This is a genomic window from Gardnerella vaginalis (assembly GCF_001546455.1).
GTDB lineage: Bacteria > Actinomycetota > Actinomycetes > Actinomycetales > Bifidobacteriaceae > Bifidobacterium > Bifidobacterium vaginale_B.
This window is the reverse complement of sequence record NZ_KQ956825.1, coordinates 79,379-101,868: the sequence shown is the minus strand read 5'-3', so window position 1 is coordinate 101,868 and position 22,490 is coordinate 79,379. Positions and strand designations below refer to the sequence as shown.

Sequence of the window (22,490 nt, the reverse complement as noted above, 5' to 3'; positions counted from 1 at the left end):
AAGGATTTAGCAAGATTTAGCAGGATTTAGCAGGATTAAACCATGAACTTTGACTACCCTAGTGAGCTGCCAATAAGCGCTGCCCACAATCAGATTATTGAGGCTATTAAAGAGTCGCAAGTTGTAATCGTATCTGGTCAAACTGGTTCTGGAAAAACTACTCAAATACCAAAAATGGCTTTGGAGCTTGGAAGAGGAGGGCGTGGAAAACAGATTGTTCACACTCAGCCTCGCCGACTTGCTGCACGCACAGTTGCCGAGAGAATCGCAAGCGAAATGGGCGTTAAGCTTGGCGAAGAAATCGGCTACCAGGTGCGTTTTAACGACGAAAGCTCATCTAAAACAAAACTTCGCATTGTTACAGACGGTATTCTACTTGCACAAATTCAGCGCGATCCACTTCTTACTAGATACGACACGATTATTATTGACGAAGCTCACGAACGCAGCCTAAACATTGATTTTTTGCTTGGATATTTAACAACCCTTTTGCCAAAGCGCAAAGACTTAAAGCTAATTATTACTTCTGCAACAATTGACTCCGCAAAGTTTAAAGACCATTTTGAACAAGCTTTGCATATTAAAGTTCCTGTTATAGAGGTTTCTGGGCGAACATACCCCGTGCGAATACTTTACGAGCCTCTTGGAAGCGCACCTTCACTTATGAAGCACGTTCCAGGTTTTGCCGATATTTCTATGGATGATGAAAGCGTGGCACAAAGCCAAAATCTTTCGGAAAGCGGCGATATTTGCGACGAAGACATTGCTTCGGCTGTAACTCGCGCATGCGCTCAGCTTGTGATTCATTCCAGCCACACTCAAGGCGCGCGAGATATTATGGTTTTTGCTTCTGGCGAGCGCGATATTCGCGAGTTTGAATCCGCATTGCGCTCCTATTTTGGCGCGCGTGCAAGCAACATGAGTCGCAGTGACGCCATTGAGATTGTTCCGCTTTTTGCACGTCTTTCTTCTAAAGACCAGCATCGCGTTTTTGAACATCACACGCATCAGCGCATTGTAATAGCCACTAATGTTGCAGAAACTTCTCTTACGGTTCCTGGAATTCGCTACGTTGTGGACCCTGGTTTTGCCAGAATTTCGCGCTATTCCAAGTCTGCTAAAGTTCAGCGCCTTCCTATAGAACCTATTTCTCAAGCAAGCGCAGATCAGCGCTCTGGTCGTTGTGGGCGAATCGCAGATGGCGTTGCTATTCGCCTATACTCTAGAGAAGATTACGAGACTCGCCCCCGCTTTACCGACCCAGAGATTCTTCGCACTTCACTGGGATCAGTTATTTTACACATGCTTTCTGTTGGAGTTGCTAAAACTGGCGAAGACATAACAAACTTTGGTTTTATTGACCCTCCAGACATTAAGGCTGTTAGCGACGGTTTTAACGAACTTAGTGAACTTGGCGCAATTACGCGAAAATCTGGAGTTATAAGCCTAACTCGTATTGGACGCGAGCTTAGCCGTATTCCAATCGACATTCGCCTTGGACGCATGATTATTGAGGCCGCACGCAATACTACACCAAATACTTTGGCTGCAATTCTTGTTATTGTTGCATTTTTGAGCTTACAAGACCCACGCGAGCGCCCAGAAGACAACCGAGAAGAAGCAGATAGGCTCCACAATCGATACTCAGACGAGTTAAGCGACTTTTTAACCGCTTTAAATATTTGGGATTGCATATTCCAGGCAGACGGCGAAATCAGCAACAACGCCCTAAGGCGACTTTGCAAATCGGAATTTTTCCACTTTTTACGCCTAAAACAGTGGAAAGATTTAGTTAATCAGCTTAAAGATTTATGCAAAGAGCTTGATTATAACGTTGGCGAACCGCTGCCTGTTAAACGCGCGCCACTAGAAATCCGCCAATTGCCAAACAATCAGCAGGCGGCTCACAGTCTTTGCTGCACGTGGGATTACCAGGGAATCCATTCTTCTATGCTTTCGGGCTTGCTTTCTATGATTGGCATGCAAGTTATTCGCGAGCCTAAGGCTTCGGATTTTGCAGGTCTTCGCGGAACAGCCAAGATTCGCGCAATTAAACGCGCTCAAAAAATGGCAAAAAACGATTATCAAGGCGCTAGAAGCACACGATTTGCGATTTTCCCCGCTTCCGCTGTTTCTAAATCTACACCTTCTTGGATTATGTGCGCGCAGCTTGTTGAAACTTCTAGGCTTTGGGCTAGATATTGCGCGCAAATCGACCCAGCTTGGGCAGAGCCTTTGGCCAAGAATCTTACTCGCGTAAACTATTCAGATGCTCATTGGAGCGCAAGCAAAGGCTGTGCAATCGCCCAATCGAAGGTGCTTTTGTACGGCCTGCCAATTGTGCAAAATCGCACTGTTCAGTGGTCTAAAATCAACCCTTATGAATCTCGTATTATTATGATTCGCCAAGGTCTTGTAGAAGGAAATGTTCAACAGCGTTTTCCATACAACGATTTTATCTCCTCAAATATTAACGTTTTAGACGATGCCGACAATCAAACAAACCGCACTAGGCAGGCAAGTGAAACCGTAAACGACGAGGATTTATTTACTTTCTACGATAATAAACTGCCTCAAGAAGCTACCACTATTGCAGATTTGGCTAAATGGTGGAAAAATTACCGGCTTAAAGACCCGCATTTTCTTGATTTTAACGCAGATTCTGTTGAGCGCCTGCAATATACAAATGACACTGATTTAGCAGACTACCCAGATACTTGGCATACGATTGGAACAGACGGCCAGAAAATTAATTTGCGTTTAAGCTACATTTACGATCCAAATAATCCTTTAGACGGCGTAACTGTGCATGTTCCGCTACATACGCTTTTGCGATTAAAGCCGCAAGAGTTTACGTGGAACGTTCCAGGATTATTAGACGAGCTTATTATTGGCATGATTAAGTCGCTCCCTAAAACTTTACGTGTGCAATTTGTTCCTGCTCCAGATACCGCGCAAAAAATACGTGAGTGGATTGACGAAAACTACGATTTTCTTCCGGGAATAAGCGAAAATCCGCAAGAAGACTTTAACTGGCAAGACTTTAGCGAAGTCTTTACTAAAGCTGCGATTAGCGTTGTTGGAGCACAAATCCATCCGCAGGTTTTAAGCGAAGAACAGCTGCAGCGATTATCGCCTTATCTGCGAGTAACTTTTAGTGTTGAGCAAAAGAAAACTAATCCAAACAATGCCAATAAGCAAAACCACAAAAGAATCAAGCCTACTGTTTTAGGAACAGATAAGTCGCTAGAAAACCTACAAAAACGCTTCGCTAAAGATGCACAAGACTGTGCGCTAAGTGTTGTTAACCGTAAAGCAGTTAAAGCTGCAGCAGCTGGAAATGTTGTTGAACGAGCAGATTTATTACACAAGTCGGGTGCAACTAATATTTCTAGGTGCCAAATGGTTTGGCAGGGCGCTCTTAATATGCTTAAGTTAGACGATAAGCGAATTACATCTAGATGGCTAGGATCCGAAGCTCTAATACTTGCATCTGCACCTTATAAGTCTTCTAAAGATTTGGCTCAAGATTTGCAAATGGCTGCCGTTAAGCGCCTTATACCAGATACTAGCAAGATAACTAATGACGTTGAGCTTAAAGAAGCTGTGGCAAACGTTGCCGAAGTTTACGAAGATACAGTTTATAGCATTGCACACAGTGTGATTGCTATTTTAAAACGATATGCTCAAGTTGAATCCGCCGTTAGCGGCAGAGCCGATTTGCCTATGCTAAGCGTTCTTCAATCAATTAGAGAACACGCATCTTCGCTTGTTTTCACTGGTTTTATTGCGAATGCAGATTCTAATGCACTTAGTTCAATCGACCGCTATTTACACGCGGATTTGATTCGACTCAATAAAGCTAAAGTAGATAAAAACAGAGATGTTCAATGGGCTTGGCAAGCAAGCGAGGCTCATCAAATTGTAATAGAAGCTCAAAAAACGGCTTGCAGCTTGCCTGCAGGTCCAAATAGAGACGAAGCTCAAGAAAAAGCGCAAAAACTAAAGTGGATGTGCGAAGAATTTTATGTTTCTCTTTGGGCACAAGAGCTTGGAACCGCATACCCAATTAGTATTCAGCGCATGAAAAAGCTTTGCTAGAGCCCAAAACGCGCAAAACAATACAAAACAAAAATGGCCACTAACCGAGCCGCAAAATACGACTACTGGTTAATGGCCATTAACAAAACAGCAGTTATTACTTAACCATTACGCTACGAACTAAGTAAACTACTAGTCCAATAATGGCAACAACTGCACCCATCATAATCAAGTTGGAATATCCAGCTGCTAATCCACTAATGTTTGCAAACGAGAATCCCTTAAACAGATTGCCTCCAAAGAAGCCGCTGAAAATAGAGATACCAATTGATGCGGTAACGTTCATAACCAAATCGTTCATACCGCAGCCACGACCCGATTCTTCAACAGGCAATGCGCTAAGAACCGTGGAAACGATTGGCGAATACATAAGTCCGCAACCAGCGTAGTAAATGCATGCACACAAGGTTAGAACAAGGAATCCGCAATTGATGAATACAGCAGCTCCAACCCATCCAAGAATCATAAGAATGGCAGCTGTAATAATGCCCGCTTTTCTACCAATAATGCCAATGATTGCGCCAGAGCAGGTTCCAAACACAGCGGCAACAACAAATGCCCACACGAGGTAGGAAGAAACTGCCTCAGTGCTCATATGATACAAAGCTCCACCAATAACATTGTAGATTGGAGGCATGCAGTAGTTAGTAAAGTAGAATATAAAGATCAAAATAATACCCGAAAGCCAACGCTTATTCTTAAAGAACGCAGGCGTTACAAACGGGTTCTTTGCCTTTACAATGTACACAGCAAACACAATAAACAGAACAATGGAACCAAGCAGCAAGCCCCAAGCCTTGTAAGAGAAGAACAAAGTTAGCAATGCAACGGCAACGCCAAACACGGTAAAGCCAAGCTTATCAATCTTTCCACCAATACCATTCTTTGTAGGCAAGCACTTAACAAGAACCGGCAAGAACAAAATGGTGATTGCAGGAATTAAGAACAAATACTGCCAAGCAATAGAGCTAAGAGCACCAGCAGCAAAAACGCCAATGGATGCAGAAAGCTGGTAAGCTGCAGTAAAGAGTCCAAAGAAAATAACCTTTAAATCGTTGCGCAAATACTTAGTTGCAATAACAAGGAATGAAGAACCTGCAACCTGCTCGCCAGCGGTTTGCAAAATACGCGCAATAATAACAGTCCACAAGTTTGGAGTAAAGAAGAAGTTTGCAATAAAGCCAAATAGGGATCCAACAAACAGTGTTACAAGGCCGATTGTTATAAGCCTACGAAGCGAAACAAAATCGCCTAAAGAGCCGTAAATAAAGCAAACAATACCTAAAACAATAATCGGCAAGCTTGTAATAAGCGAAGCCTGATTTGGAGCGCCAACAGCTTTACCAATCTGGTCAAATACCAAATTAAAACCCTGAAGGCATAGAGTTCCAAGAATAAATGTAATCAAAAGCAAAATAAGCGAATAAATTGCCACTTTATCACGCGTTTTTGGATCCTCGTATGGATCTAACGCTGTGGACTTTTCAATTTCAGTCATAATAATCCAATCAATTAATATTTTTAGTTTTTAGATTGACTAAGACACGTCGTATATTGCGGAAAATGTTGCGATTTACGACGCGCAGAGCAACAAAAAGCGGAGTTAAAACGCGTAAAAATCTGCACTCAGCCTGCGATTTTTGCCAAGCCAGAAATACGAGTCATAAACTCGTTCAAGAATCGTGGAACATCAACGCCAACAGCAACTTGCATGGTCTTAACAGGGTCATTCAAGCGCGTAACGTCTCCAATAGTGCGTCCACGAGTTGGGCCTTCAACATCTACCTGCATATTGATTGGCAGCGTTGTAACAAGCGTTGGGTCCACAGCTACAGCAACAGCAAGAGGGTCGTGAAGACCGCATCCACCAAGATGTGGAGCCGTTGTCTCATATGCCTTAATGTAAAAATCGGTCATATCTGCAAGGAACTTGCCAGCCTTGGTGCCAAGATCACGCCATTGCTTTGTCTCCTTGTAGGTAAGCAAAGTCTGTAAAGTAACATCCAAACCAATCATTGTTACTGGAGCACCAGAGCGGAATAGTACATCTGCAGCATCTGGGTCTTGAGATATATTCGCTTCGGTCCAAGCGTTTACGTTTCCATGAATGGTAAGCGCTCCGCCCATAAGAACAATCTTTCCGATTTCGTCCTTGATTTCTGGAGCTTTCTTCAACGCAGCAGCAATATTTGTCATTGGTCCTGTTGGAACATACACCAAGTCCTTGCCATATTTCTTTACAGAATCGATAATAAAATCAACAGCTGATTCATCTTCTGCTTTGCGCGCAGAATCTGGAATCTCAACATCGCCAATTCCGTTATCTCCGTGAATAAATGCAGAAATTGGAAGAACTTCAAAAGAATCTTTTTTGCTTGCGTGCGAAAGTCCCTTATAAACTTTTACTTCTGGATGCCCAAGTAAGTCTGTGATTGCAAGCGCGTTACGAACACCTTGCTCCATTAAAACATTGCCATACGTGCCAGTTATGCCAATCAACTCCATCTCGGGGCTTCCAAGAGCATAAGATATAGCAAGAGTATCGTCAACACCAGTATCAAGATCAAGAATAAGCTTCTTCACTTGAGTTACCTTCCTTTGTGTGTGTTAGGCATGATTTACGTCTGCTGTAAATCATGAGTTGCACGAATATCTTTGATATTATTCAAATGTAACCATTCAAAAATTTTATTCTCATAATTTTGAAAATCAACATTACAATTGATTAATTTCCTACACATAATTGTTGTTTTATTTTGCAATAATTTGCGATTTTTGTTGCAAAATGTTCTAATAATCAACAAATGTTAAGTTAAATAAACAAACATTTAGATTATGTTTAAAAAGTTATATTCAAACATAAACATTCAAATATAACAAATCGAAAAAATCTTGCAAAAAATGTTAAAAAATAATCAAAGAAATACATAAAATAAAATGCGCGACACGCCACAAACAGCATATCGCGCATTTTGCAAAAGATGCGAAACTAAAGCCGAGGCAAATACTTTTCTAGCTCGTAAGGTGTAACCTGCCTGCGGTATTCCTCCCACTCCTGATGCTTGTTGCGCAAGAAATACTCAAAGGCATGCTCGCCTAGAACGCTAGCCACAAAATCAGACTTTTCCATAATCTTCAAAGCTTCGTCCAAAGATTCTGGAAGAGGCTGAATACCCATAGCCTGGCGCTCAGCATCCGTAAGCTCCCAAACATCATCGCTTGTAGGATCGCACAAAGTCATCTGCTTTTCAATGCCATCTAAACCAGCAGCCAAAAGCACAGAGTAAGCAAGATAAGGATTAGCAACTGGGTCCAACGCACGGAACTCCATACGGCAAGAATTACCCTTGCCTGGCTTGTATTGCGGAACGCGCAAAAGTGCAGAACGGTTGCTATGACCCCAGCAAACATAGCTAGGAGCCTCCGCGCCTCCCCACAATCGCTTATAAGAATTAACATACTGATCTGTTACTGCACAAATTTCAGCCGCATGATGCAAAATACCTGCAGCAAATTGGCGAGCAATAAGCGACATATTAAACTCTTGCCCAGACTCGTAGAAAGCGTTGGAATCGCCTTCAAAAAGACTCAAATGAGTGTGCATACCAGAACCAGGCTGGTCAGTTAGCGGCTTAGGCATAAAGCTTGCATACATTCCGCGCTCAAGCGAAATTTCCTTAACTACAGTGCGGAAAGTCATAATGTTATCTGCGGTAGTAAGAGCATCCGCATAGCGCAAATCAATCTCGTTTTGACCTGGGCCGCCTTCGTGGTGAGAATATTCTACGGAAATTCCCATTTGCTCAAGCATGCTCACAGCGCTGCGACGAAAGTCCATTGCCGAGCTTCTAGGAACGTGGTCAAAATAGCCACCTTCGTCAATAGGCACTGGAGCCTTAGACCAATCATCTTGTGCTTCAAAAAGATAAAACTCAATTTCTGGATGAACGTAAAAAGTAAAGCCCTTATCTTTAGCTTTTGCAAGCGCAGTTTTAAGAACGTGACGAGGGTCTCCAAGAGACGGCTCTCCGTCTGGAGTTAAAACGTCACAAAACATGCGTGCCGTGCCTTCTGGGCCTCCATGCCATGGCAAAATCTGGAATGTAGAAGGGTCTGGCTTAACAATCATATCGTCTTCTAAAACTCGAGTCATGCCTTCAATTGCAGAGCCATCAAAGCCAATTCCCTCTTCGAAAGCCGCCTCCAACTCTGCTGGAGCAATTGCAACCGATTTAAGAGTTCCAAGAACATCCGTGAACCATAGTCGAATAAAACGAACATCACGCTCTTCAACCGTACGCAAAGCGAACTCTTGCTGTCTATCCATATCTACAGTCCAATCAATACTTAAGGATTATACTTTTAGCATTTTAAGCAAAATGCAATGATTATATTATTTATATTATCCATTATTTTTTGCTTTTATTTAGCAATGTCGCAATGAATTTACTTATTTTTAATTTAGCAATTTATTACAACTTGCTCACATTTTTTTGCCGTATTTATAAAAAATCTCTTTAGCTTTATCTTCACTTAAATCATCTGTGCTTGTAACTTCAATCCCAGATTCTTTAAGATCTTTAACGCTTGAATAGCAAACCATAAGATCTTCAACGCATCTAGCAGACATTGCAAGAATCATAGGCGGAACAACGTCTAGAACGTCTTGCTCATATTCATAAACTTTTGCATCAATCTTATTAGCACGATTTACCATTAGCACAGCTGGCATTCCTCGAAAATAATCGGTAAATTTTTTAACTGATTTTTCTGGATTATCTTCGTCTAAATCACGTAAAACTGCGACTCCCCCATTTTCGTCGCTAAAGCAATCAGCATTAATTCCAGCCATCTTACAAAAAGCAGCAAGAAGCTCCCCTGGCTCTACAACCGTTAAAAATAGCGCACACTTTGCCTTTTTTCCAAGCAAACCTTCCAAATCTTCTTCAAAACTTGCTTGCTCAATCTTTTTAACAGCATCATCGATTGAATCGCGATTTTGCTCTTCGCTAAACTCTTTTTCGAATCCAAGCAATGCGTCTTCAAGCTCTTTATCGGTAAAAGACGTGCGAACCTGAGCAGAATCATTAGAATCAACGCCATTATTGTCAACATTTTTGTTGTTGCTACTATTGCCGTTGATATTTTTATTCAAATCATTGTTATCTTTACACATATCTTTCACTTTCTAACGCAAAAAGCCGCTGCTTAAACTACTTCTTAAAACGCTTAAAAATCACTTTAGATTACTCTAAGAATAATTTACGCGCTCGGCAAGCAAGCTGGTCCAAACAATATTTTTAGCTCTGCAAAAAGCGATGTATCTCGCTTAACTCTAAATCTATCTCCAAAAGATAAGACTTTTGCACAACCCTTAGAATCAATCAATGCAAGATTTACCTCGCAACATCCAGGATGCCTTGTAACAATGTTTTCAAGCTCCTTAATACGCGACTTTTCTAGCGCTTGAACTGGCAAAACAATAGTAACGGGCTGAGCATCTTGAGCTTCTAGGTTTGGAACTTCAAACTCAGTGGCTCTTAAAGAAACAGTTTCATCCCTAACTTCTACCAAACCTCTAATTCGCACAACTTGATCGATAGCAAGATCTGCAGCAGAAGACTCATAAACCTTGCCAAAGAACATGCATTGTATGGAACTTTCCATGTCTTCAATGGTTACTATTGCCCAAGCATTGCCCTTTTTAGAAACTCGTCTATCAACGCTAGTAACAAGTCCTGCAAGAGTTACTGGCTGATTTTCGCCAATCTGCTTAGCGCGATTTAAAAGCTGCGCAATAGACATTTCCCTAAGACCAGCCAAAACGGCAGAAAGTCCACTAAGCGGGTGATCCGAAACATAAAGTCCAAGCATTTCTCGCTCAAAGTTTAGCTTCGTTTTTTTATCCCACTCTTCAACATCTGGAATGTTGATTTGAGCATCTCCAAGGTCATTATTTGAATCGTCTAAATCGGCAAAAAGATCAAACTGACCGCCAGCCTGCTTCCGTTTAATAGAAGAAACAGAGTCGATTAACGGGCCGCAAACTTCGAAAATGGCTCGCCTACAAGGGCTAATTGAGTCAAAAGCTCCAGATTTAATAAGCGATTCAACAAGTCTGCGATTTAACGATTCAAACGATACGCGATTTACAAAATCTTTAAAGTCAATAAACTTTCCACGCTCGCTATTGCGCTCGGCAATAATATCGTTAACCGCCTTATCTCCAACATTTCGTACAGCTCCAAGACCAAAGCGTACAACGTCTCCAACTGCAGAATATTCAAGAACAGACTCGTTAATATCTGGTTGCAAAACGCGAATACCCATGCGCCTTGCCTCACCCAAATAGAGCGCTGTCTTATCTTTATTTGTACGCTCATTTTGAAGCAAAGCAGCCATAAACTCTACAGGATAATGCGTTTTTAAGTAGGCGGTCCAATAAGAAATTAAGCCGTATGCAGCAGAGTGTGCCTTGTTAAACGCGTATCCAGAAAATGGAACTAAAACATCCCAAACTGCTTGAGCTGCATCTTTAGAATAACCATGTTCTTCCATGCCTTTAAAGAACGGGATTTTCTCTTTAGCCAACACTTCTGGCTTCTTTTTGCCCATAGCTCGACGCAGAACATCTGCTTTACCAAGGCTGTATCCAGCTAGAATACGCGCAGCAGACTGCACCTGCTCTTGGTACACGATCAAACCATATGTTTCGCCAAGAACATCTTTTAGCGGCTCCGCAACCTCTGGATGAATAGGCGTAATCTCTTGCAAACCGTTCTTACGCTTAGCGTAGTTGGTGTGCGAATCCATATCCATAGGGCCTGGTCTGTAAAGCGCAATCAAAGCCGAAATATCGTTAAAATTATCTGGCTTTAAAGTACGCAGAAGAGCACGCATGCCGTCGGAATCAAGCTGAAAAACGCCTAAAGTGTCTCCTCTTGCAAGAAGCTGATATGTTTCTTTATCGTCAAGCGGAATTTTAGTGTAATCAATAGGCTCTTTTCCATTGTTTTCAACGTTTTTAAGCGTATCTCTAATAACCGTTAAGTTAGAAAGACCCAAAAAGTCCATCTTAACAAGGCCAAGCGTTTCACAGGTGTGATACTCAAATGTTGTGGTAATCGTGCCATCGGTGCGCTCCAAAAGCGGCGAAGTATCTGTAATAGGCTCCGAACCCATGATTGTTGCACAAGCATGCACACCCGTTTGGCGAATCAGGCCTTCAATACCCTTTGCTTCTTCGGTAATCCGCTTTGTATCTGGGTCACTATCGTACATCTCGCGAAACTCGCGAGCCTCCGCATATCTCTTTGACTTTTCGTCAAAAATATCGTGGAAACTCATATCTTTGCCGTTTTTTGGAGGCGGCAAAATCTTTGTTATTTTTTCTCCAACAGCAAACTCGTAGCCCATTATTCTAGCGGCATCTTTAAGCGCTTGCTTTGTTTTAATCGTGCCATAAATCACGCATTGTGCTACTTTGTCTTTTCCATATTTTTCGCCAACGTATTCCAAAACTTTGGCTCTACCTTCTGGGTCAAAGTCAACGTCAATATCTGGTAAAGACACACGCTCTGGGTTTAAGAATCGTTCAAAAATCAGGCCATGCTTCATTGGGTCAAGCTCGGTAATTCCCATTGCATACGCCACCATTGCTCCTGCAGCGCTTCCTCGGCCAGGACCCACCATAACGCCGTGCTCTTTTGCCCAATTTATGTAGTCTGCAACAACTAAAAAGTAACCACAAAACTGCATTTGGCATATAACGCCACACTCGTAGTCTGCTTGCTTTAGAACATCCATAGGAACGTTGTTGTTATACCTACGCTCTAAGCCTTCTTCTACCTTTTTAAGAAACAGCGAAGTCTCATCCCACCCCTTAGGGCAGTCAAATTGCGGCATAAAAGCGCCATCTTCGCCGTCATCAAACATAACATTGCAACGGCGCGCAATCTCAAGCGTATTATCGCAAGCTTCGGGAAATTCCTTAAAAAGCTCGCGCATTTGCTCGGCAGACTTTAAATAGTAGCCAGAACCGTCAAACTTAAACCTATCTGGGTCGTCTAAACGAGATCCAGAATTAATGCAAAGCATTGCGTCTTGAGCTTCGCGATCTTCTTCGTGTACGTAATGCAAGTCGTTTGTAGCAAGAAGAGGCGCATTAATCTTTTTTGCAATCTCAAGCAAGTCTTTTGTTACGCGCGTTTCAATCGAAAGCCCGTGATTCATAAGCTCTATAAAGAAGTTATCTTTCCCAAAAATATCTTGGAATTCTCCAGCAGCGCGTAAAGCCTCTTTAAACTGACCCAATCTTAAACGGGTTTGAATAATACCAGACGGGCATCCAGAAGACGCTATAACCCCTTTAGAATACGTTGAAAGTACGTCTTTATCCATTCGAGGGTATCGCATTACGCGACCTTCTAAGTTTGCAACCGATGACGCTTTAAGCAGATTTGTTAGGCCTTCATCGTTTTCGGCCCACATTGTCATATGCGTAATTAAGCCACCGCCAGAAACATCATCGCTTCTTTGTGCTTCGGTTCCCCAATGAACCTTGCTTTTATCTTGTCTAGCTGTTTCTGGAGTAACGTATGCTTCAATTCCAATAATTGGCTTAATTCCAGCTTTTACAGCCGTACTCCACATCTCGTACGCGCCATGCATGTTTCCATGATCCGTAATTGCCACAGCTGGCATGCCTAATTCTTTTGCGCGCGAAACTAGGTCTGGAATCTTTGAAGCACCATCCAAAAGCGAATAATGCGTGTGATTGTGCAAATGTACAAAGTTTGTTTCTGGCCTAGTCATGGTTGCTATTTTATAGATGCAATATGACCTGTTTTGCTAAATACGCCTACTTTTATAATTGCCGCACGGCCTGCAAAGCGTGTTGCAAATCTGGCGGATACTGCGATTCAACTTTAATCAGTTTTCCCGTTCTAGGATGCGTAAATTCTAGCTTAGTTGAATGAAGCCATTGGCGTTGTAATCCCAGTTTTTCTGCGAGTTTTGGATTTGCTCCATACATTTGATCCGCCACTAACGGGTGACCAATCGAAGAAAAATGCACTCGTATTTGGTGAGTTCTACCTGTTTCTAGATTTACGCTAACTAAAGTTGCTATTCCAAAGCGCTCTAAAACATCCCAATGCGTTATAGCTGGCTTGCCATCTTTTGCTACTGTAAATCTAAAATCAGATACTTTTGACCTTCCAATTGGAGCATCAATAGTGGCCTTGTTCTGCTGCAAATTTCCTTGCACTAATGCCGTATAAGTTTTTTTAACACTATGACTTGCAAACTGTTGCTTCATCTTTTCGTACGCTAAGTCCGTTTTGCAAACAAGCATAAGGCCACTTGTTCCAACATCTAATCTGCTTACAATTCCCTTTCGAGATTCGTCGCAAAGCGTTGTGTTTATTTTAATGCCAGCGGCTTCTAGGCTTTCTGGAACCGTAGGCCCACTCCACCCTTTTGCTGCGTGAGACGCCACAGAAACAGGCTTGTTTATTACTACAACATCGTCATCGTTATATACGATTTCTAAATCGCATATAGAAGGCTGGCTTTGAGAATTACTGGAAGAATCGCAAGTAGAATCTTCATTTTTGTTTACAACAATCACATCTGATTCTTGCAAAATAGATGATTTTTGCGACTTTCTATTTAAGATTTTTGCTTTGCCGCGCTCTATTAGCGATATTGCGTTTGCACGCGATACGCCAGCAAGCTTCGACAAGCATACGTCAAATCTGCAGCCAGCAAATTGACTCGTAACCGTAAAGCGAATATCACTCATCAGCGCGCTCTATAAGAGGAATCCCAATCAAAATAAGGCATATAACTGCGATTCCTGCAAACATAAGCTCAATATCTGCAACATTTCCAACGGACCAGCCATAGTTTATAAAATCTACGACTTTTCCGTTTAAAAAGCCTTGAGCATATTGCGCTCTATCAATAAGATTTCCAAAGGCTCCAGCAAAAGCCAAAGCAAGCGCAATAGTCCAATACAAGGATTTTGTATGCTTAATAACCGCTGTCATTGCACCACAAGCAGCACAAGCCAATACGCTAATAACCCATGTAAAAGAAGAACCTAAGCCAAAAGATGCTCCAGGATTTCTAACAAGAGTAAAAGAGAGCAAGTGTGGAAGAATATCAATGTTTTTTCCACCGCTAAGCGCCTCTAATGCCCAAACTTTGGTTATGCGGTCTAGAACCACGCCAATAAAAGCAATCAGTGCAAAAACGGCTGCGCGATTACGCAGCCGTTCTACACGCACATAACTATGCGTCAATGTATTTTCCAATCTAACGGGATTTAGTAGATACTACTCATCCTGCTTATCTTGATTTTCCATAGATGTATACGTGTTCTCGTCGGAAACTTGAGCAACAAGCTGACCCAAGAAGTCGGTCAAGCGAGTACGATACTCGGTTTCAAACTGCTTAAGGCTTTGAATGTTACCTTCAATAACCTTAGTTTGCTTTTCGAGATTTTCACGTACCTGACGAGCATATGCATCTGCAGACGTGCGAGTAGTGGAATCGTAATCCGCAGCCCTATGCTGAACTTCTGCTTCGTACTGATCAGCTTGATCGTGAGTCTGCTTAGAGTAATCGTCTGCAGCCTGACGAACCTTGCCAGAGTAGGCATCTGCCTCGTTGTGAGCGCGAGCTGCGTAAGCATCGGCATCGCTACGAGTACGAACCGAATAATCATCGGCATCCCCGCGAGTCTGCTTATTGTACTCATCGGCTTCGCCGTGAGTACGCTCAGAGTATTCATCTGCCTTGGCAATTATCTCGTTATAACGGGTCTGGCTTTCTTCAACAATCTGCTGAGCCTTTGCCTTGCCCTTGTCTACGTACTGATCGTGCAGCTGCATTGCAAGAGTCAACATAGCAGTAGCGCGTTCTGGCTCCGAGCCTTGAGCTTCTGCACCAGCACCTGCAATCTTCTGCAAGCTACCAGTTTCTGTGCTTGGTTCCATCTTAGAAACTTGCTCGCGAAGCTGTTCTTCTCGCTGATGCGATTCTTCAAGCTGCTTGCTAAGATCTTGAACCTTAGCGTTTTCTTGCTGCGTTACAACAAGCTGCTGGCGAACCTCTTCTAGCTCACGACCCAAGTTTTCACTGCTTGCACGGAAGTCGTCGCGTTCGCGCGTAACGTTTTCAAGCTCTTCTTGAATCTTCTTGTCTGCATCAGCCTTAGCGCTATCTGCAGTTGCGGCCTGAGCAGTAAGCTGATCAACCTGAGCACCCAACCCATCCAACTGCTCCTTAAGCTGCTGATTTTGCTCGCTCAATGCGCGGTTATTTTCTTCCGCTTCCTTAAGCTTTGCAGCAAGATCGTTGTCACTCTTGCTTGCGTTGCTAGATGCAGTCTTTAAATCATTATTCTCCTTAGTTAAGGATTCAACCTGATTTGTTAAGTCCGCAATCTTATTATTTAAGCTAGCAACATCGGCGCCAAGAGACTGCGTGGAAGCTCCAAGACCTTGCACGGCCTGCTGACCAAGCGCCTCGATTGTTTCTGTAACCTGATCTAAAAAGTCATCAACTTCGTCAACGTCATAACCACCCTTAAATCTAACGATTTGGAAGGTATGCTCGCGAATGTCTTTAGGCGTTAACAGAGCCATAATGCATTACACCTCACTTTTGGGCGCGCAGCCCTTTTGATATATCTCTTCGATGCTATCACGTCCATAGAAAAAATAGAGCAAAAAATGATTATTTTTTACGAAATCTGCCAATATTTTTCTAAATTAAAAACTATCATGCCGCTTCATTAAAAAAACAACATTAATAAGCACTAATAAAGAACGCTTAAAACGACCTGTAAAACAATTATCAAAAAGTAAACCGCCATAAAACTCACGTCTAAACTTATGTTTCCTAGCCTTACAGGAGGTATAAATCTGCGTGCAAATCGCAAAAGCGGTTCCGTTAAGTAATATATGATTTGGGCAAATTTTCTAATAACTTCATTTGGCCTAAAAGAATGGAATACGATTGGAATCCAGTCTAAAATCGCTCTAATAAACAGCACTGTTAAGTATGCGCTTAAAAAAAGATTAACAACTAACATTAAGATATTAAAAATCATAAATTCACTTCCATAGATAAACCAAATAAACTTCTGCAATCAATCACAAGTAAGCAATCACAAGTAAAACTTAATCAGATTTTGTTATAGATAATTTAAGGCAGAAATCTCAAAGAGACTCTGCCTTAAACTCAAGTTACGTCTAACAATGAATGCTGTAAACCGCCATTCATTCTGCGTGTGTAATTACGAGAACAAATCGCGAGCAGAACCGCCATTAGGAGCGTCTTCAACTTTTATGTTTACCTGCGAAGGGCTTAAAAGAAACACTCTTGGCGTTACTCGCTCAATAGATCCACGAACACCAAACACAACTCCAGCAGAGAAGTCAACTATGCGATACGCAACAGACTCACTAACGCCAGTAAGATTCAAAACAACTGGAGTTCCGTCCCTTAAGGCACGGCCAACTAATTGAGCATCGTCATAAGACTTTGGATGAATCGTTGTAATGCGACTCATGCGGCCTACTCCAGCGCGAGAAACAGATCCATTACCCGACTGCGATTCTGAATTATGCAGATTCATAGGAGCAACGTTGTGATCGTTGTCAAACGAAGTTTCCTGCGCTTGAGAATCAACGAAATCATCGTCGTCTTGAACATCACTCATGCCTACGTAAGACATCATATTCTTCATAAAGCCAGCCATTAAGCTGCCCTCCTATCGCTATGCTTAACGTAGAAAATCAGGAATATCCAATTCGTCTGGTTCATCTTGTGGCTTATCTTTAGAAGCCGACGATTGATACTGCTGGCTTGAATCAACAGAATCAAACATAGAAGAAACAGGTTCCGAAGATTCTTCAGCAACAACAGGCTTTACATCGCGAACAGCTGGAGTTGTTGACTGAGCTGGTGCAACAGATTCAACGCCAGCTTGCATGTCTACAAAAGCACCTGCTTTATCGTCTTCCACCTTAGGGTGGGAATCAAAGCCAGCTGCAATAACTGTAACGCGAACTTCGTCTCCGTAAGAATCGTCCAAAGAAAGACCCCAAATAATCTGGGCTTCTGGATGAATTGCCTTGCGAACAAGCTCGGTTGCTGCGCTTGCTTCTTGCAGCTTTAAATCACTTGGACCTGCAATGTTAATCAAAGCACCATGAGCGCCTTCAATGCTTTCTTCAAGCAATGGGGAGCTAATAGCAATTTCGGCAGCCTGAGTAGCTCTGTCTTCTCCCTTTGCAGCGCCAATTCCAAACAGGGCAGTACCTGCACCGCGCAAAACGGCGGTAACATCAGAGAAATCAACATGAATATAAGAATTCATAGTGATTAAATCTGTAATACCTTGAACACCTGCAAGCAAAGCTGTATCTGCAGTCTTAAAAGCCTCAATAATTCCGATGGTTCGATCTGAAATTTCCAACAAACGATCGTTTGGAATAACAATCAAAGCATCGACTTCTTTACGAAGATTTTCAATACCAAGTTTCGCTGAAGCAGCACGCTGAGGGCCTTCAAAGCCAAATGGCCTTGTAACCACTGCGATTGTTAAAGCACCCTGCTGGTGTGCAGCTCGCGCAACAATAGGGCTTGCACCTGTACCAGTTCCGCCGCCCTCGCCGCAAGTTACGAACACCATATCGGCGCCCTTTAATGCTTCTTCAATGTCGGATTGATGGTCTTGTGCCGCCTTAGCGCCCTTTTCTGGATCAGCACCAGCACCGAGACCACGACTTGAAGCATCAGATAATGAAATCTTTACATCAGCGTCGGAACGCAACAAATCCTTAGCATCAGTGTTGATTGCTACGAATTCTACGTTCTGCAAACCCTCGGTGATCATTCGGTTGACGGCGTTACCACCGGCTCCACCGACGCCGACTACCTTGATTATGGTTTTGTCGTTGAAATTGTCAGTCTGGGCAATCTCGCTCACCGTTGTCTCCTGTCACTCACACGCACGTTTACGCAATACTTTAGCGCAAAACGCTCGATAATGGCGACGTTTTACAAATAAAAACTTAAAAAATGTCACCGATTCGATAATACACCGTGCTATACGCAAATATTTAAAGCGTTTTATCAACAAAAGTTTGGAACATTAAGCAATAGTTTAAAGGCCATTTTTAACAGCCTCTAAGCCCTAGAAAACATTAGAAAACTCTAGTAGCTGGCATCCATTGGGTCATTGCCAAAAAGCTCTTTGCGCTCCTCGCTGGTGGTAATTCTTGAATCTAACCAGCCATATGGCAAATGAACTTTTTTTGCAAAACGAACTCGGCCACGCGGCGTGTCTAAAACCTGCTCAGGGAGCTTAAGCGAGGAATCTAACGCATCAATATTGCGCTGAACATCTTCAATGGACTCGCATTCCATAAAGCTTTTGCGAGTTCCGCCGCCAACTGGGAACCCCTTTAAATACCACGCAACATGCTTTCGCAAGTCATGAACAGCCATTCGCTCGTCGCCGTCATAAAAGTCAACAAGAAGATTCAAATGCCTTAAAATCACCTTGCCAACTTGCCCAAGACTTGGATTAACGCGATTATTGCTACCATTGCAAGCAGAGCGAATATCGGCAAAAATCCAAGGACGCCCCTGGCAGCCGCGGCCAATGGCAACTCCCGCGCATCCTGTTTCTTTAAACATTGCAAGAGCATCTTGCGCTCCCCAAATATCGCCATTACCAAAAACAGGAATATTCAAGGCCTCTACAAGCTCGCCAATGCGGCTCCAATCGGAATGACCTCCGTAATATTCTGCAGTCGTGCGAGCGTGCAAAGTAACGGCAGCACAACCCTCTTCTTGCGCAATATGGCCAGCTTGCATAAAAGTCTGGTGATCTTCGTCAATTCCAACACGGAACTTAGCAGTAACCGGGATTCCTGCTGGATTACACACGCTTACAACACGATGCAAAATCTCTTGAAGCAAATCTGTTTTCCAAGGAAGAGCCGAACCGCCGCCGCGCCTTGTAACTTTAGGAACTGGGCAGCCAAAGTTTAAGTCAACGTGATCCGCCATATTCTCATCAACAACAATTCGAGCAGCCTGCTCCACAATTAAAGGATCTACTCCATAAAGTTGCAAAGAGCGCACTTTTTCGCTAGGAGCAAAACGGCAAAGTCTAAGCGCCTTAGGATTTCTTGCGACTAACGCGCGCGCAGTAATCATTTCTGCAACATACAAGCCATCTGGCCCGTATTCTCGGCAAAGAACTCTAAATGGCCAATTAGTAATACCGGCCATTGGAGATAAAACAACAGGAGTTGCAATATGAATTTTCCCTAAATCCACTGGTTTAATAGAAAAATCCATATTGCTTTAACTCCATTCACTTTAATATTTTGCTAGTTATTTTGATAGTTATTTTGTTAGCATTTAGCTAGCAATTTAACTAGCGACTTATCGATTTTTACTAGGCGCGTATTAGTACAAGCCTCCAGCCTGAGCAATCTTAACAGGCTGCGACTCGTCTACACCAGCTTCCTTAGAAACATCCACACCGCCGTCGGCAGCACGCGTACCAACAATCTCTACTGGGCCTTGTGGGTACTTAACGCGCTTTTCGTTAATGCGGCTAGCTACGTAATCCGCAACCTTATCCAAAGAAACGCGCTCTTGCTGCATTGTGTCTCGCTCACGAATTGTAACAGCGTTGTCTTCCAAAGTATCGAAGTCAACTGTTATGCACAAAGGAGTGCCAATCTCGTCTTCGCGGCGATAACGGCGGCCAATAGCACCAGCCTCATCGTAATCAATAACCCAATCATGCTGGCGAAGATCCGCAGCCAAATCTTGAGCAACCGATTGCAATTCTGGCTTCTTGCTCAATGGCAAAACAGCAGCCTTAACAGGAGCCAAACGAGGGTCAAGTCTAAGAACCGTGCGCTTATCTACGCCACCCTTAGTGTTTGGAGCCTCATCAACGTCGTAAGCGTCTACAAGGAAGGCCATAAGCGAACGGGTAAGGCCAGCAGCCGGCTCAATAACGTAAGGAACGTACTTTTCGCCCGTTGCCTGGTTAAAGTAGCTCAAATCCTCGCCAGAATGCTTAGCGTGAGCAGACAAATCGTAGTCGGTACGGTTTGCAATGCCTTCAAGCTCTCCCCAGTCAGACCCTTGGAATCCAAACTTGTATTCAATGTCTACCGTACGCTTGGAATAATGGCTTAGCTTCTCTTTAGGATGCTCGTACATACGCAAGTTTTCTGGCTTTACACCCAAATCAACGTACCAATTTACGCGAGTGTCAATCCAATACTGATGCCAAGCTTCGTCTGTTCCAGGCTCTACAAAGAACTCCATTTCCATCTGCTCAAACTCGCGAGTACGGAATATAAAGTTTCCAGGCGTAATCTCATTACGGAAAGACTTACCAATATTCGCAATACCAAATGGTGGCTTTTGACGAGTAGAAGTCATAACGTTCTTAAAGTCAACAAAAATACCCTGGGCTGTTTCTGGACGCAAATAGTGCAAGCTGTTTTCGTCTTCTACAGGGCCCAAATGAGTGCGAAGCATCATGTTAAAGTCGCGAGGCTCCGTCCAGTTTCCGCGAGTTCCGCAATCTGGGCAAGCAATGTCTTTTAAGCCATTCTCTGGCATTTTATCGCCATGCTTTTCGGCATAAGACTCTTCAAGCTTGTCTGCACGATGGCGCTTATGGCAATTTAAGCATTCAATAAGAGGGTCGTTAAACACAGAAACGTGACCAGAAGCAACCCAAACTTGAGAAGGCAAAATAACGGAGGTATCTACTCCAACAACATCGCCACGAGTAGTGACCATATAACGCCACCATTCGCGCTTGATATTATCTTTTAAAGCCACGCCCAAAGGGCCATAATCCCACGCGGAGCGGGTTCCGCCATAAATCTCGCCAGCTGGAAACACAAATCCTCGGCGCTTAGCTAAGGACACCACTTCATCAAGCTTTGAAACAGCCACAATGCACCTTTTCGTAAATCTAGAAAATTCGGGTGAAACGGTGTTAATTATAGAAAAACCCTGTGACGCTGATAAAAATAAATATAAGCTAAACGAATAGAATAATGTATAAGCATAGTTTTGCGCACACATTTGCACTTAGAAAGGATTGAAGATGAGCGAAAACGCGGTTAGCAATAAAGGCATTAAAGAAGATAATAAGAATGGCCACAAAACTAATACTGTTGCAGCATTATGCATTTCTCCTAGCGGAGTTGGCGAAGAACTTAGCGAATACGTGGCAGACTGCGTTAAAGTGATTCGTGATTCTGGATTAAAAAACGAAACAAACTCAATGTTTACAAACATTGAAGGCGAATTTGACGACGTTATGCAAGTTGTAAAAGACGCAACTATGGTTCTTGTTGAAAAAGGCTATCGCACAGGTGTTATCTTAAAGTTAGATATTCGCCCTGGTTTTAGCGGGCAAATGGAAGCAAAAGCCGCTCTTGTAGACAAGATTCTTGAAGAACGCGAAAGCAACAACGATTAATCGCGGTTAAGCACAATTAAGCGTTTAAGCATTTTAAGCGTTTTTTACGCCACCAAACCTTCGGTCGCGATGCGCATAACGGTCAATAGACCTCCAAAGCGCTTCGCGGCCATAATCTGGGAAGAGTTCTGGCACAAAATCAAGCTCCGCATAAGACGCCTGCCAAGGCAAAAAGTTGCTTGTTCGCTGCTCTCCCGAAGTGCGAATAACAAGATCGCAATCTGGAATATCTGGATTGTATAAGTGTTCTGCAATCATTTTTTCGCTTATACGATCGCCCTTAATTTTGCCACTTTTAACTTCCCTAGCAATTGCCGCGCAAGCGTCTGCGATTTCCGCGCGACCACCGTAGTTTAAGCAAAAAACAACGTCAATAGTAGTATTATTTTTTGTAATCTCTTGAGCTTTTTCCAACTCATCAATAACAGACTTCCACAATTTTGGTCGTCTTCCAGCCCAGCGCACGCGCACTCCCCACTCGTTCATCTGTGCAACTCGGCGGTGAATAATATCTCTAGAAAATCCCATCAAAAAATGCACTTCTTGAGGAGATCTCTTCCAATTTTCGGTAGAAAACGTGTACAAGCTTAAGTAACGAACCCCTGCTTCTATAGCGCCCGCAATAGTGTCGAAAACCACTGGTTCCGCCGCTTTATGCCCTTCTGTGCGAATCATTCCGCGCTCTTTAGCCCATCTGCCATTGCCGTCCATAATCACACCTACATGGCGAGGAACTTTGCCTTTAGGAAAATCTGGAACGCGGCTAGGATCACTAAATGGAGCCGCTGGAATATTTAACGACGTGTAATCAACGTTTTCAAAACTCATATTTAAAATC

At 43.0% G+C, this 22,490-nt stretch carries 16 protein-coding genes; 2 read left to right on the top strand and 14 right to left on the bottom strand.

Annotation, left to right across the window (positions count from 1 at the left end; all coding sequences use genetic code 11):
- The first annotated feature begins 42 nt into the window (after nt 1-42).
- Nucleotides 43-4,101: an ATP-dependent RNA helicase HrpA gene (gene hrpA / locus HMPREF3216_RS05680; RefSeq protein ID WP_060787324.1), complete on the top strand. Its 4,059-nt coding sequence runs from the start codon at nt 43-45 to the stop codon at nt 4,099-4,101.
- A gap of 97 nt (nt 4,102-4,198) precedes the next feature.
- On the opposite strand, the gene HMPREF3216_RS05675 is transcribed toward hrpA, so the two are convergent.
- The 13 genes from HMPREF3216_RS05675 to HMPREF3216_RS05615 all read right to left on the bottom strand — a co-directional run bounded on the left by HMPREF3216_RS05675 (nt 4,199) and on the right by HMPREF3216_RS05615 (nt 21,120).
- Nucleotides 4,199-5,599 (bottom strand): MFS transporter, encoded by a 1,401-nt coding sequence (locus HMPREF3216_RS05675; protein ID WP_060787323.1) that lies wholly within the window; start codon nt 5,597-5,599, stop codon nt 4,199-4,201.
- A 128-nt stretch (nt 5,600-5,727) separates the two neighbouring features.
- On the bottom strand, nt 5,728-6,684 hold the full coding sequence (locus HMPREF3216_RS05670; RefSeq protein ID WP_032813541.1) for a nucleoside hydrolase: 957 nt from the start codon (nt 6,682-6,684) through the stop codon (nt 5,728-5,730).
- 406 nt (nt 6,685-7,090) lie between these two features.
- Entirely contained in the window at nt 7,091-8,428 is a 1,338-nt protein-coding gene (gene glnA / locus HMPREF3216_RS05665) for a type I glutamate--ammonia ligase (protein ID WP_060787322.1), read from the bottom strand.
- Between the two features lie 156 nt (nt 8,429-8,584).
- On the bottom strand, nt 8,585-9,277 hold the full coding sequence (locus HMPREF3216_RS05660) for a hypothetical protein (protein WP_060787379.1): 693 nt from the start codon (nt 9,275-9,277) through the stop codon (nt 8,585-8,587).
- 86 nt (nt 9,278-9,363) lie between these two features.
- Nucleotides 9,364-12,915 (bottom strand): DNA polymerase III subunit alpha, encoded by a 3,552-nt coding sequence (gene dnaE, locus HMPREF3216_RS05655; protein WP_060787321.1) that lies wholly within the window; start codon nt 12,913-12,915, stop codon nt 9,364-9,366.
- 52 nt (nt 12,916-12,967) lie between these two features.
- Nucleotides 12,968-13,906: an RluA family pseudouridine synthase gene (locus HMPREF3216_RS05650; protein WP_060787320.1), complete on the bottom strand. Its 939-nt coding sequence runs from the start codon at nt 13,904-13,906 to the stop codon at nt 12,968-12,970.
- Nucleotides 13,899-14,393 (bottom strand): signal peptidase II, encoded by a 495-nt coding sequence (locus tag HMPREF3216_RS05645; RefSeq protein ID WP_060787319.1) that lies wholly within the window; start codon nt 14,391-14,393, stop codon nt 13,899-13,901. The genes HMPREF3216_RS05650 and HMPREF3216_RS05645 overlap by 8 nt, the downstream gene beginning before the upstream one ends.
- Before the next feature lie 48 nt (nt 14,394-14,441).
- Nucleotides 14,442-15,755 (bottom strand): DivIVA domain-containing protein, encoded by a 1,314-nt coding sequence (locus HMPREF3216_RS05640; RefSeq protein ID WP_060787318.1) that lies wholly within the window; start codon nt 15,753-15,755, stop codon nt 14,442-14,444.
- Between the two features lie 173 nt (nt 15,756-15,928).
- A complete protein-coding gene (locus HMPREF3216_RS05635) occupies nt 15,929-16,222 on the bottom strand; it encodes a YggT family protein (protein WP_060787317.1) in 294 nt (97 codons plus the stop codon).
- A 186-nt stretch (nt 16,223-16,408) separates the two neighbouring features.
- A complete protein-coding gene (locus HMPREF3216_RS05630; RefSeq protein WP_060787316.1) occupies nt 16,409-16,873 on the bottom strand; it encodes a cell division protein SepF in 465 nt (154 codons plus the stop codon).
- 24 nt (nt 16,874-16,897) lie between these two features.
- On the bottom strand, nt 16,898-18,106 hold the full coding sequence (gene ftsZ, locus HMPREF3216_RS05625) for a cell division protein FtsZ (protein ID WP_060787315.1): 1,209 nt from the start codon (nt 18,104-18,106) through the stop codon (nt 16,898-16,900).
- Between the two features lie 227 nt (nt 18,107-18,333).
- Complete coding sequence (gene dusB / locus HMPREF3216_RS05620; RefSeq protein WP_060787314.1) at nt 18,334-19,488, bottom strand: tRNA dihydrouridine synthase DusB; 1,155 nt, start codon at nt 19,486-19,488, stop codon at nt 18,334-18,336.
- Nucleotides 19,489-19,599: 111 nt separating this feature from the next.
- The gene (locus HMPREF3216_RS05615; RefSeq protein WP_060787313.1) at nt 19,600-21,120 is read right to left on the bottom strand and encodes a glycine--tRNA ligase; all 1,521 of its coding nucleotides are present in this window, start codon (nt 21,118-21,120) and stop codon (nt 19,600-19,602) included.
- Between the two features lie 154 nt (nt 21,121-21,274).
- Here HMPREF3216_RS05615 and HMPREF3216_RS05610 point away from each other — a divergent pair, with 154 nt between their 5' ends.
- A complete protein-coding gene (locus HMPREF3216_RS05610; protein ID WP_060787312.1) occupies nt 21,275-21,652 on the top strand; it encodes an MTH1187 family thiamine-binding protein in 378 nt (125 codons plus the stop codon).
- Between the two features lie 33 nt (nt 21,653-21,685).
- Here the strand turns inward: HMPREF3216_RS05610 and HMPREF3216_RS05605 are convergent, their stop codons facing one another.
- Complete coding sequence (locus tag HMPREF3216_RS05605) at nt 21,686-22,480, bottom strand: isoprenyl transferase (protein WP_004112377.1); 795 nt, start codon at nt 22,478-22,480, stop codon at nt 21,686-21,688.
- Nucleotides 22,481-22,490: the final 10 nt, after the last annotated feature.